This is a genomic window from Comamonas sp. FG99, assembly GCF_057808605.1.
In genome coordinates, this window is the sequence record NZ_JBMDII010000014.1 from 15,138 (window position 1) to 27,472 (window position 12,335).

A 12,335-nucleotide genomic window follows, 5' to 3' on the forward strand; every position below is an offset into this window, starting at 1 on the left:
CCGTAAATCTATAATCCCCCGAATTCCCTAACTCTCCTTCACTGATGAGCACCACCAAGAAATCCGAATCCGCGGCCAAGAAGGACGTCACCAAGCTGCAGCGCGCCATTGTCGACGGGCTTGAGGATGTGAAGGCGCAAGACATCCAGGTCTTCAATACCGAGCATCTGTCGCCCCTGTTCGAGCGCGTGATCGTGGCCTCGGGCACGTCCAACCGCCAGACCAAGGCCCTGGCCGGCAGCGTGAAGGATGCGGTCAAGGAGGCCGGCTTCGACAAGCCCCGCGTCGAGGGCGAAGACAACGGCGAGTGGATCATCGTGGACTGCGGCCCGGTGGTGGCACACATCATGCAGCCGGTGATCCGCCAGTACTACCGCCTGGAGGAAATCTGGGGTGAGGTGCCGGTGCGCGTCAAGCTCGGCAGCGCCAAGCCCAAGCTGCGCGCCGCCGAAGATGGCGATGCCCCGGCCGCCAGGAAGCCCGCCGCGCGCAAGCGCCCCGCCGCCGAGCCGGCCGCGGCGCCTGCCGCCAAGGCGGCGCCGAAGAAGAGCGCTGCCAAGCCGGCCGCCAAGAAGACCGCGGCCAAGCCGGCTGCGAAACCCGTAGCCAAGAAGCCTGCGAGCAAGGCCGTGGTGAAGACCGTGGTCGTCAACAAGCCCGCGGCCAAGAAGGCTCCGGCCAAGAAGGCGCCCGCGCGCAAGACGGCTGCCAAGTAGGCCCGGCCAGCGGTGAAGATACTGATCGTTGCGGTCGGCCAGCGTGTGCCCGATTGGGCGCAGACCGCGTACGACGACTATGCCAAGCGCTTCCCGCACGAGATCAGGGTCGAGCTCAAGGCCGTCAAGACCGAGCCGCGCGGCTCCAAGACGCTGGAGACCCTGTACGCGGCCGAGCGCGAACGCATCGAGGCCGCGATACCCAAGGGCACGCGCATCGTGGTGCTCGACGAGCGCGGCACCAGCCTGAGCACCAAGGCGCTGGCGCAGCGACTCAAGGACTGGCAGCTCGGTGGCGACGACGTGGCGCTGGTGATCGGCGGGCCCGACGGCATCGAGCCGGCGTTCCGCCAGTCGGCCCATGAGCGCATCCGCCTGTCCGACCTGACGCTGCCGCATGCGATGGTGCGGGTGCTGCTGATCGAGCAGCTGTACCGTGCCTGGTCGGTCAACGCCGGCCATCCGTACCACCGCGAATAGGCGCTGCCTGCCATGCAAGCCTCCTACATCTACCTTGCCTCCCAATCGCCGCGCCGCAGCCAGTTGCTGGAGCAGATGGGCATCGCCCATCGCCTGCTGGTGGTGCAGGGCGACGATCCGGAGCCCGACCCCGAAGCGCTCGAGGCCGCATGGCCGCGCGAGGCGGCCACCGGCTACGTGCAGCGGGTGACCGGCCTCAAGCTCGACGCGGCCGTGGCCCGGCTGCGGCGGCGCGGGCTCGCTGCCGCGCCCATCCTGTGCTCCGACACCACGGTGGCACTGGGCGGCCGCATCCTCGGCAAGCCCGAATCGCCGGCGCAGGCCTGCGAGATGCTGGCCAGGCTCAGCGGCCGCACGCACCGGGTGCTGACGGCGGTGGCCGTCCAGGCGGGTGCCAGGCGCCTGTCGGCGCTGTCGGTGTCGCAGGTGCGGTTTGCGGCGATGAGCGAGGCGCAGATCGCGGCCTACGTGGCCAGCGGCGAACCCATGGGCAAGGCGGGTGCCTACGGCATCCAGGGCCGGGCCGCGGCCTATGTCGAGCGGCTGGCGGGCAGCTACTCGGGCATCATGGGCCTGCCCCTGTTCGAGACCGCGAACCTGCTGCGCGCGGCGGGCTGCGAAATTTGATCTAGGGAGAACCCGCGCCCGCTACACTCGACGGCAATCCATGGAAAAAACGGAATTGCCGTGCACAACGATATCTTGATCAACTGGTCGCCGCAGGAGACGCGGGTCGCCGTCATCGAAGCCGGGGCGGTGCAGGAGCTGCACCACGAGCGCACGCTGGAGCGCGGCCTGGTCGGCAACATCTACCTGGGCAAGGTGTCGCGCGTGCTGCCGGGCATGCAGTCGGCCTTCATCGACATCGGCCTGGAGCGCGCCGCCTTCCTGCATGTGGCCGACGTGTGGCAGCGCCAGGAAAACGGCGAGGCGCCGATGTTCGCGCGCAAGAACAACGAGCCGCCGGTGCCGATAGAGCGCCAGGTGTTCGAGGGCCAGTCGATCATGGTGCAGGTCATCAAGGATCCGATAGGCACCAAGGGCGCGCGGCTGTCCACGCAGATCAGCGTCGCGGGGCGGCTGCTGGTGTTCCTGCCGCAGGACGACCATGTCGGCGTGTCGCAGAAGATCCCGCAGCAAGAGCGCGACGCGCTGCGCGGCCGGCTGCAGGCGCTGGTGGGCACCAAGGAGAGCGGCGGTGGCGGCGGCTTCATCCTGCGCACCAATGGCGAGGACTCCAGCGACGCCGAGCTGTCCGACGACATCGCCTACCTGCGCAAGGTGTGGAAGCGTATCAAGGAGTCATCGCTCAAGCTGCCGCCGCGCACCCTGCTGCACCAGGACCTGAACCTGATGCAGCGCGTGCTGCGCGACATGGTGAGCGACGAGACCACCTCGATCCGCATCGATTCGCGCGAGCAGTACGAGCTGCTGCTGCACTTCGGGCAGGAGTTCATGCCCGCCGCCGTGCCCAAGCTGCAGCACTACAAGGGCGAGCGGCCCATCTTCGACCTGTACGCGGTGGACGAGGAGATCGCCCGCGCGCTGGGGCGGCGGGTCGACCTGAAGTCGGGCGGCTACCTGATCGTCGACCAGACCGAGGCGCTGACCACGGTGGACGTGAACACCGGCGGCTACGTGGGCGCGCGCAACTTCGACGAAACCATCTTCAAGACCAACCTCGAGGCCGCGCACGCGATCGCGCGCCAGCTGCGCCTGCGCAACCTGGGCGGCATCATCATCGTCGACTTCATCGACATGCTGCGCGACGACCACCAGGCCTCGGTGCTGCAGGAGCTGCGCAAGCAGCTCGAGCGCGACCGAGTCAAGACCATGTGCGGCGGCTTCTCGCAGCTGGGCCTGGTGGAGATGACGCGCAAGCGCACCCGCGAATCGCTGGCCCACATGCTGTGCACGCCGTGCCCACTGTGCCAGGGCGTGGGCCAGGTCAAGACGGTGCGCACCGTGTGCTACGACATCCTGCGCGAGATCCTGCGCGAGGCGCGCCAGTTCAATCCCAAGGAGTTCCGCGTGGTGGCCTGCGCCAAGGTGGTGGAGATGTTCCTCGACGAGGAAAGCCAGCACCTGGCCGGGCTGTCGGACTTCGTCGGCAAGCCGATCTCGCTGCAGGCGGACAACGCGCTGGGGCAGGACCAGTACGACATCGTGTTGCTGTGATGTTCGAGGCGCCTCGGGGGGGCTAGCCGTGTGCGTGGACAAGCGGCTGTGCGTTGTGCGGCTTTCACGCTCAAGGCCAAACGCTCAACTTTCACCAGCACCATGGGCGCTTGCAACCGGTGCAGTGCCTTGAAAGGGGTAGGCATAAGGCCCTCCCGGCATCTTCCTTCGGTTTGTTGAGGCAACTCAAGCAGCCGCCGATCCGCGGGCTGCATGCATCCTGTTTTGCGCATGGGGCCGCCATGTAGGACCTGTATTCATATTTTAAAAGTATGCAGAACAGGTGTTTCAGATATTTGATTTTATGAGGAAGCGCACCTAGGATCGCCGTCGGCCGTGCTCAACCGGCATGAATCCAATCCAACCAAGAGACAAACATGCGAGCAAAATTCTCATGGCGAGCGCTTCTTTCCCTGTCCCTGGCCGCCGTGCCCGGCCTGTGGAGCAGCCCGGCGGCCGCGGCGGCGTTCACGCCCGGCAATGTGGTGGTCTTTCGCGTGGGCGACGGCAGCAAGGCGCTGGTGTCCACCGGCAACCCGGTGTTTCTCGACGAGTTCCAGCCAAACGGCACGCTGGTGCAATCGATCGCCATGCCCACGGCCGCCCAGGGCTCCCAGCTGCCGTTCGCGGGTGGCGGCACCGCCGGCTCGGAAGGCTGGCTGACGCGCTCGCAGGACAAGCGCTGCCTGCTGGTGCCCGGCTATGGGCGCGATCCGGCGGTGACCAGCGGCAACCTCGTGAGCGCAGCCGGCATCGCGCGTGTGGTGGGCATCGTCTCGCGCGCCGGCGCGGTTGATACCTCCACCGCGCTCACCGATCTGAGCAGCGCCAGCGCCAACAATTTCCGCGGCGCCGCGAGCACCGATTGCACCAATCTCTGGGTGAGCAGCAGCCTGGATGGGATACGCGCCGCGCTTGCCGGCGCGGGCAGCTCGACCCCGGTGGCCGCGGCACCGGCGAGCGCCCGCGCGGTGATGCTGATCGATGGCCAGCTCTACAACAGCGCGAACACCGGCACCAACAGCTACAAGGGGGTGAATCGCATCGGCAGCGGCACGCCGACCACCGCCGCGACGGCTACGCGACTGCCCGGCCTGAGCGATGCGCTGACGCCAAGCCCCTATGGGTTCGCCTTGCTCGATCTCGACGGCGCCCCCGGCGTGGACACGCTCTACGTGGCCGATGACAGCAAGGGCATCACCAAGTTCTCGCTCGAATCCGGCAGCTGGGTGGCCAAGGGCACGGTGGGCGATGCGGCCAGTGCCTACCAGGGCCTGGCGGCTGCCGTATCGGGCGGCACCGTGACCCTGTACGCAACCCGGGGCGCCAGTACGCTGGAGTCCATTGTCGATGCGAGCGGTTTTGGCGGCGCCTTCACCGGCACGCCTGTCGTCATCGCCACCGCGGGCGCCTCGCAGGCGTTTCGCGGCGTGGCGCTGGCCCCCGAGGTGAGCGTGACCGCGACAGCCTCGGCCGGCGCGCACGGCAGCATCAGCCCGGCGAGCAAGACCGTGTTCCAGGGCGAGACGGCCAGCTTCGCGGTCGCTGCCGATTCCGGCTACGTGCCGGTGGTGGCCGGCAGCTGCGGCGGCAGCCTGAGCGCCGGGGTCTACACCACCCAGGCGCTTGCCGCGGATTGCACGGTCAGCGTCAGCTTCACGCAGCAGGCCACCTATACCGTGACCCCTTCGGCCAGCGCGGGCGGCACGATCCAGCCGGCGCTGCCGGCCACGGTGATCGGCGGCGATACGGCTGGTTTCACCGTCAGCCCGCAGCCAGGCTATGCCGCGCAGGTTGGCGGCAGCTGCGGCGGCACGCTGAACGGCACGAGCTACACCACCTTCGCCATCGGCAGCGACTGCACGGTCGAGGCCACATTCTCGCTGCAGCGCTTCACCGTCACACCCAGTGCCGGCGCCCATGGCTCCATCAGCCCGGCGAGCGCGCAGGCCTGGGACTATGGCAGCACGGCCGAGTTCACGGTCACGCCGCAAAGCGGCTATTCGGCCTCGGTGGGAGGCACCTGCGGGGGCACGCTTTCGGGCTCGACCTATACCACCAACCCGATCACCGCCAACTGCTCGGTCAGCGCAACGTTTGCGGCATTGCCGGTCTTCAGCGTCACGCCCACCAGCAAGGGCCACGGAAGCATTTCCAGCAGTGCGCCGCAGAACGTGGTGCAGGGTAGTTCGGCCAGCTTCAGCGTGGTGCCCGACGAAGGCTACGCTGTCGCGGTGCGCGGCAGCTGCGGCGGCCAGCTGCAGGGCACGACCTACACCACCAACCCGGTGACCGAGGCCTGCACCGTGGATGTGAGCTTCGCCAAGAAGGTGATCCTGTTTCTTGGCAACAGCTATACCTTCGGCCGCGTCGATCCGGTGATGAGCTACAACACCGGCCATGTGACCGACCTCACGCTGGCGATGTGGCAGCGCGACGCGACCGGCTCCAATGCCGACGAGCCACACCCCTGGGGCGGCATTCCCGGCGTGTTCAAGAAGCTCAGCGATCAGGCGGGGCTGGACTACGATGTGTCGATCTCCGCGCGCAACGCCGCCTCGCTGCGCGGGCATCTCCTGAACTCCAACCCGGCCGGCTGGGATCTGCGCGGCAATGCCGCGTCGCAGAAATGGACCACCGTCGTGCTGCAGGATCTGAGCGACGAGCCCCTGCCGGCGGGCCGCAGCCACAATGCCAACCTGCCATACTTCAACGCCTATGCCGACAAGTTCCAGCAGTGGATCCAGAACGGCGCGGGCGGCTCGTTCACCGAAACGCAGATCTTCGGCGCGAACTGCCCGGCGATCACCGGCGCGTCGCAGAACACCTGCGATGCGGTGCGCACCGTGCCCGGCTCCAATCCGAACGCCGACCCCAAGACCGACATCTATCTCTACCAGACCTGGGCGCGCCCGGACCTGGTCGGGCCGAACGGCTCGAACGCCAACGGCACCACCTATACCGCCGCCGAGGGGCTGGAGGCGATGACCGCCGACTTCCATGCGAGCTACTTCGGCCGGGCCGCTGCAAACCCGGGCTTCAAGGGCGTGTCTCCGGTGGGCGATGCCTTCCTGCGCGCGGTGACCTCCGGCGTGGCGATGCGCGACCCGTATGTGCCCGAGGCGGGCAAGATCAACCTGTGGCATACCGACTATTTCCATCCGAGCAAGTACGGCTCCTACCTGAGCGCGCTGGTGCATTTCGGCCGCATCTCGGGCATCGACCCGACGACGCTGGGCGCCGCAGAGCTGGCGGCGGCCGACCTCGGCATCGCGCCCGCGGATGCGGTGGCGCTGCAGCAGGTGGCCAAGGCGGCGCTGATCCCGGCGGCGCCGGCCGTCACCGGCGTGACCGCCGGCGATGGCCAGGTGCGGGTGGACTTCACGCCCGCAGACAATGGCGGCAATCTCGAGCTGCTCGGATTCACCGCGACCTGCGGCACGCAAAGCGCCAGCGCCACGGCAGCGCCGATCACGGTCCCGGGCCTGGCCAACGGCACTCCCGTCAGCTGCACCGTTGCTGCGCGCAACAGCATTGGCACGGGCGAGGCATCGGCCGCATCGGCGCAGGTCACGCCCGCCGGGGCGCCGTCCGCGCAGTGCGGCAGTGCGAATGGCATTGCCAGCGTGGTGGCGCCGCGCGCGAATCTCTGCGCCATCGGCAATGCTTCGGCCGTGGCGTCTGCGGACGGCTCGTACCAGTGGAGCTGCGAGGCTGCCGGCGCGCAGCCCGCCGCATGTTCGGCTCCATGGGCGCAGACGGCCACTTCCTCCGGCGCGGCGTCGGCCGATGTGGGCGCGGGCTGGACTTTCCGCTCCGCCGCCTTCATCGCCGCATCGGCCGTGGGCTCGTCGCCCGCCAACGTGGCTTTCCCGCACGGCCTGTTCGATTTCGTGCTCGAAGGCGGTACGCCGGGCAGCACCGCCGAGCTGCAGCTGAGCTATCCGGCGGCATTGCCGGCGGGCGCGGTCTACTGGAAGTACGGCCCGACCCCGCTGGGCCATGGATGCGGCGACGCGGCCGCCTGTGCCGCGCCGCACTGGTATGTGCTGCCCGGCGCGGTCATCAGCGGCCGCACGGTGCGGCTGAGCATCGTGGATGGCGGGCTGGGTGACGATGACCTCAGCGCCAACGGCGTGATCGCCGATGCAGGCGGCCCCGGCGTGGTGGCTACGGTGACCGGAGCCGGCGCGGTCGCGGTGCCCGCGCTGTCGCACTGGGCGCTGTCCATCATGGTGGCGCTGCTGGCATTGGCTGGCGCCGCGGTGATGCGCCAGCGGCGTTCGAGCCGGGGCTGACCGCGCTGCCGAACCAGGGCCTCGGGCTTGCGGGCGGCAGGCTGCTCCGGCATGGCAATGCAGTCTTCTCCGACAGGGCGCGGCGGCCAGGTGGCGCAGCATGGGGCATGTGATTGCAGCGCCGAAAGGAGTCCTGACATGCCATGTGGTGACCGATCTGCCGATATCGACAGCTATGCCGACAGCTATGCCGACAGCTACACCGACAAGCCAAGGCGCCAGGCGCAGGCTGAGGGCGTCGCGGTGAAGCCTGCAGCCCATACGCCGCAACCCATTGCGGATGATGGCGGCCCGCCCGCTGCGCCGCCTGGCGAGCCCGCCAGGCCGCAGCCCATCGATCCGCCGGGCGATGCGCCGCCGCTGGAGCTGCCGCCGGCGCAGCAAGCACCGGCCTGACGCTCAGGGCGCCGGCTTCTTCTGGCCGAGCGGCCGGCCATCCTTGCCACGGGCATCGGTGTCGGCCAGGCCCCGCTTCACATCCCGGTAGGCCTGTTGCATTTCCGGATGCTTGGCGCCATCGGTCATGGCGGTGGATTGGTCTCGCTCGTGCGGCAGCTTGGCGTTCTCGCCCGGATCGCCAGGGTGCTGCCTGGTGGTGGTGCTCACCCGTGTCTCGGGCGTATGGGATGGGGGTTGGCGGGTCTTGCTCATGAAGCCTCCTTGAGAGCGGTGGTATTGCGCCCCGTGGGGCAGGCGCTATTGCGGCCGGTTCAATGGAAGAACAGGGCAATCAGGATGATGATGGGAATGGGCACGCCCAGCAGCCACAGAAGTATCGATCGCATGTTGTTTCCTTGGGTTAATGGATGGGTAGGGGTAGGAGAGCTCAGAACTTGTCGCGCTGGCGGCCGCCAAAGGTGGCGCACAGGCTGCCCACGAAGGCGCCTACCAGCAGCACCACGACGCCGTGCCGGGCCACCAGCTGGGCAACATAGTCGGCGTCTTCATCGGACAGCTTGCCCGCCTGCAGCGAGTGGGCAAATATCACGCCGACCTCCTTGGCGTCGTCGGCGGCGGAGCGAGCCTTGCGGGCGGCCTGCTGCACATCGTTTTGGGCCTGCTGCTTTTGTTGTTCGCTGGGGCCGCCATTGCGCAGCAAGCCGCCGATCCAGTACTGCAGGTCGCCGCCTTCGCCCCTGGCATTGCTGGATACGGCCGCACCCACGGCGGCAGATGCCGCACCGGCGGCTACATTGCCTGCCGCACCCGCGGCGCTGCCAATGGCCTGGGCCCCGCCCGAGGCGACGGTGGCCGTATTGCGCGGCGGGTGACTTCCATATTCGCCGGCGCGGGCAGCGCCCAGATTTTGCATCGACGGCGTGCGGGTGGCGCACGGGTGCCGTGAGGCGGCCGGCACATCCTGTTTCCTGCACATTGGCGGCCACCACCATCCGGTATTTCGCGCGCGCTCCTGGCACAAGGCCTTGCCCGCGATAGTGCATGACGGGCAGCGGCTGGTATTGCCGGCGTTTGCCGAATTGGCGTTGGGCGCGCGGGCCTGGTGGTGCGGGTGCGGTAGGACGGTGCCGCTATAGGATCACATGGCCTTGAAGCGCTGCGCATAGACGCGGCTCACCGCCAGCCGCTCGGGGCGGCCGCGCAGCTGCAGGTGCAGCCGGCCGGCCTCGTCGCGCGTGGCGGTGGCGATGGCGCTGGCGCGCACCACGGTGCCGCGGTGCACCTGCCAGAACGCGGCGGGGTCGAGCTGGGCGATCAGCTCCTTGAGCGGCATGCGGATCAGGTATTCCTGCGCGGCGGTGAGCACGCGCAGGTACTTGTCGGCCGCTTCCACATAGATCACTTCGGCCACCGGCACCAGGTGGATCTGCGCGCCCTGGCTGGCCTGGATCACCTCGAGCCGCGGCGGGGCTGCGACTGCCGCTGCCGCGCCCAGGCCCGGCGCGGCGAGCAGCGCGCGCAGCTGCTCCAGCGTGGCATCGAGCTGGGCGCCAGGCCTGGCGGCTTCAGGCGCCTGCTGGGAGAGCGCCGCGCGCAGCTTCTGCACGGTCTTGTCCAGGCGGGCAGGCTGCACTGGCTTGAGCAGGTAGTCCACCGCCTGTGCTTCGAAGGCCTGCACGGCGTACTGGTCGTAGGCGGTGACGAAGACCAGGGCCGGAAACGGCTCCTGCGCCGGCCAGGCATCGGCCAGCTCGGCGGCTGCATCGAGGCCGCTTTGGCCCGGCATGCGGATGTCGAAGAACAGCACGTCGGGCCGCAGCGCCAGGGCCTGCCGCACCGCGCTGAGCCCGTCGCCAACCGTGGCGGCGATGGCCAGCTCGGGCCAGGCGCGGGCCAGCTCCTGCCGCAGTGCGGCGGCGAGCAGGGGTTCATCCTCGGCTATCAGGGCGCTTGCTTGCATATTGCAATGGAAAGGTAATGGTGGCGCAGGTTCCGCCTGCGTTGGCGGCGCTCAGCTCAAGCGTGCCGGCGCTGCCATACAGCGTGGCCAGGCGTTCGCGCACCTGCTGCAGGCCAAAGCCTGCGTCCACGCCCAGGTCCACAATGGCGGCCGCGCCGTCCAGTCCGGCGCCGCTGTCGTGCACGCTCAGCAACACCCTGGCACCGTGGTCCAGCAGCCGTGCCTGCACATCGATGCGCCCGCCGGCCAGCTGCGGCTCCAGCCCATGGCGGATCGCATTTTCCACCAGCGGCTGCAGCAGCAGCGGCGGCACGAGGGCGCCGTGCAGCGCCTCGGGCAGGTCGAAGGAATAGGCCAGGCGCGGGCCCATGCGCACCGCCATCAGCTCCAGGTAGTCGCCAAGCCGCGCGAACTCGTCGGCCAGCGGATGCTGGATGCTGCGCGATGCCGCAAGCGTGGCGCGCAGGTAGGAGATCAGGCGGTCCAGCATGTGCTGGGCGCGCGCCGGATCGGTGGCAATGAGCGCGCGCAGGTTGGCCAGGGTGTTGAACAGCATGTGCGGCTCAAGCTGGGTCTCCAGCAGCCGCAGCCGCGCCTCGGTGGCCTGGCCGTGCGCCTCGGCCATGCGAGCCTCCAGCCAGGCGCTCTTGCCGCGGGTATGGAACCAGTAGGTGGCGGCGGTGCCTGCCAGCAGCGTGATGGCGATGGAGATGCGCAGCTGGCCGCCGCCCGCATGCCAGGTGGAGTATCCGGTCCATAGGTCGCCCAGCAGCGTGCCCAGCAGGAAACCCAAGGCGATGCCGCATGCGCAAAGCGCAATGCCGCGCCAGCCCGAAGGCCAGCCGGTCTCAGCGGCAGAGGGCAGCAAGTCGCGGCCGAAGTCGATGAATGCCCAGCACAGCACGCCGATGCACAGCGAGTACTTGAGCGCCACCTCGTACGGCCGCTCGGGCTGAAAGGCGTACTGGATGGCCGGAATCACCAGGCAGAAAGCCAGGGTCTGCAGCAGGTAGCGCAGCTTGTCGAGCCAATCGATGCGCATGGCCTCAGCGCCTTTCGTTGCCGTGGCCGCGCTCGCGCCGCAGCTTCTCGCGCTCGCGCTGCACCATGCGCTCGCGCAGGCCGCTGCCGCTGCCCAGCACGAACACCGACACGCCATGCAGCGCCAGCCCCAGGCCCCAGCCCAGCAGTGGGAACACCGACCAGGGCCGCTGGCCCCAGCCATGGCGCGAGAAGGCCAGCAGCGCCAGGTTGACGAGCACATAGACCAGCGCATGCAGGTACCAGCCGAGCTTGGCGCCGGCGCGCTTGCGCGCCAGGCGGTCGATGTCGTCGTCGGAGATCATGGCGGTTATTGTAGGGATCGCCATTGGGTTTCAGGGGCGCTGCCTGGGCTCGATCCGTTCCCGCTCGGCGTTCACCATGCGCTCGAACCAGTCGCCGCCGCAGCGGGCATACACGACAAAGCCGTGCACCGCCAGCCCCAGGCCCCAGCCCAGGGCGGGGAAGATCGCCCAGTGGTGGCCGCTGGCGGCAGACAGCACGGCCAGCAGCAGGTTGACGCACAGGTATACGCAGGCATGGATATACCAGCCGAGCTTGGCGCCGGCGCGCCTGCGCGCGAGGCGGTCGAGGGTGTCTTCGGGCAACGGATGTGCATGCATGGCAATTTCTCCTGGTGGATGGATCAGAGCGGGGCGGCCATGGAGCGCGCCGGGCTGGCGCCGTGTGCCAGCCGCCACAGCCGGGCGGCGCGCGCCGCGAAGAGACCGTTGCACAGGCCGTAGAGCGCGGCGATCTCCAAAGCGAAGGCGGTGTCGCGTGCCAGCGCGGGCTGCAGCGCCAGTTCGACCCCGACCAGGTACTTGGTGAGGAAGATGCCGAGGATGAGCGCGAGCGGCACCATGCTGCCGGGCAGCTTGAAGCTGCGCGAGGCCGCGTCGTAGCTGGCGCCCGATGGCGGCCGGGGCCACAGCGCCAGGCTGGCCACGGCGAGCAGCGCCGCCGCGGCCAGCCAGATGGCGAAGACGCTGGCGGCCGAGCCCGCGGCGCCGAATGCGGACACCAGCCCGTAGGCCGACAGCCCGGCCATGGCCACGGGCATGAGCAGCACCCGCCCCGCGCTGGCTTGGCGCTGCGCGAGCTGGCTGAGGCCCAGCCACAGCAGGGCCGCCAGCAGGCACCAGACCCACAGAGGCGTCTTCTGGACGATGGCCGCCAGCATCTGGGGCTGGTGGAGGATGAGTGTGAGCAGCATGGCGGGTTCCTTGTGGTGAGGGGTTGCGCAGCTGAGGGCTTCTGGAG

General features: G+C 68.9%; 13 protein-coding genes. 6 read left to right on the forward strand and 7 right to left on the reverse strand.

Annotated features, from left to right (window positions below):
- Positions 1-44 precede the first annotated feature (44 nt).
- The 6 genes from rsfS to ACODRX_RS11355 all read left to right on the forward strand — a co-directional run bounded on the left by rsfS (position 45) and on the right by ACODRX_RS11355 (position 8,068).
- Positions 45-716, forward strand: coding sequence for a ribosome silencing factor (rsfS, locus tag ACODRX_RS11330; protein WP_488871601.1), 672 nt, complete (start codon positions 45-47; stop codon positions 714-716).
- Between the two features lie 12 nt (positions 717-728).
- A complete protein-coding gene (gene rlmH, locus ACODRX_RS11335) occupies positions 729-1,196 on the forward strand; it encodes a 23S rRNA (pseudouridine(1915)-N(3))-methyltransferase RlmH (protein ID WP_488871602.1) in 468 nt (155 codons plus the stop codon).
- Positions 1,197-1,208: 12 nt separating this feature from the next.
- Positions 1,209-1,823 (forward strand): Maf family protein, encoded by a 615-nt coding sequence (locus tag ACODRX_RS11340; protein WP_488871603.1) that lies wholly within the window; start codon positions 1,209-1,211, stop codon positions 1,821-1,823.
- A gap of 60 nt (positions 1,824-1,883) precedes the next feature.
- Complete coding sequence (gene rng / locus ACODRX_RS11345) at positions 1,884-3,374, forward strand: ribonuclease G (protein ID WP_488871604.1); 1,491 nt, start codon at positions 1,884-1,886, stop codon at positions 3,372-3,374.
- A 377-nt stretch (positions 3,375-3,751) separates the two neighbouring features.
- A complete protein-coding gene (locus ACODRX_RS11350; RefSeq protein WP_488871605.1) occupies positions 3,752-7,672 on the forward strand; it encodes an IPTL-CTERM sorting domain-containing protein in 3,921 nt (1,306 codons plus the stop codon).
- Positions 7,673-7,810: 138 nt separating this feature from the next.
- Positions 7,811-8,068, forward strand: coding sequence for a hypothetical protein (locus ACODRX_RS11355; RefSeq protein WP_488871606.1), 258 nt, complete (start codon positions 7,811-7,813; stop codon positions 8,066-8,068).
- A 3-nt stretch (positions 8,069-8,071) separates the two neighbouring features.
- Here ACODRX_RS11355 and ACODRX_RS11360 read toward each other — a convergent pair whose 3' ends face one another.
- The 7 genes from ACODRX_RS11360 to ACODRX_RS11390 form a co-directional block, all read right to left on the reverse strand.
- Positions 8,072-8,323, reverse strand: coding sequence for a hypothetical protein (locus tag ACODRX_RS11360; RefSeq protein ID WP_488871607.1), 252 nt, complete (start codon positions 8,321-8,323; stop codon positions 8,072-8,074).
- A 175-nt stretch (positions 8,324-8,498) separates the two neighbouring features.
- Positions 8,499-9,029 (reverse strand): hypothetical protein, encoded by a 531-nt coding sequence (locus ACODRX_RS11365; protein WP_488871608.1) that lies wholly within the window; start codon positions 9,027-9,029, stop codon positions 8,499-8,501.
- A gap of 180 nt (positions 9,030-9,209) precedes the next feature.
- Positions 9,210-10,031 (reverse strand): LytR/AlgR family response regulator transcription factor, encoded by an 822-nt coding sequence (locus ACODRX_RS11370; protein WP_488871609.1) that lies wholly within the window; start codon positions 10,029-10,031, stop codon positions 9,210-9,212.
- Positions 10,000-11,073: a sensor histidine kinase gene (locus ACODRX_RS11375; RefSeq protein ID WP_488871610.1), complete on the reverse strand. Its 1,074-nt coding sequence runs from the start codon at positions 11,071-11,073 to the stop codon at positions 10,000-10,002. Before ACODRX_RS11375 ends, ACODRX_RS11370 begins: the two co-directional genes overlap by 32 nt.
- A 4-nt stretch (positions 11,074-11,077) precedes the next feature.
- Entirely contained in the window at positions 11,078-11,401 is a 324-nt protein-coding gene (locus ACODRX_RS11380; protein ID WP_488871611.1) for a 2TM domain-containing protein, read from the reverse strand.
- Positions 11,402-11,407: 6 nt separating this feature from the next.
- Entirely contained in the window at positions 11,408-11,695 is a 288-nt protein-coding gene (locus ACODRX_RS11385) for a 2TM domain-containing protein (RefSeq protein ID WP_488871612.1), read from the reverse strand.
- A gap of 23 nt (positions 11,696-11,718) precedes the next feature.
- Complete coding sequence (locus tag ACODRX_RS11390) at positions 11,719-12,288, reverse strand: DUF6622 family protein (RefSeq protein ID WP_488871613.1); 570 nt, start codon at positions 12,286-12,288, stop codon at positions 11,719-11,721.
- Between the last annotated feature and the right edge of the window lie 47 nt (positions 12,289-12,335).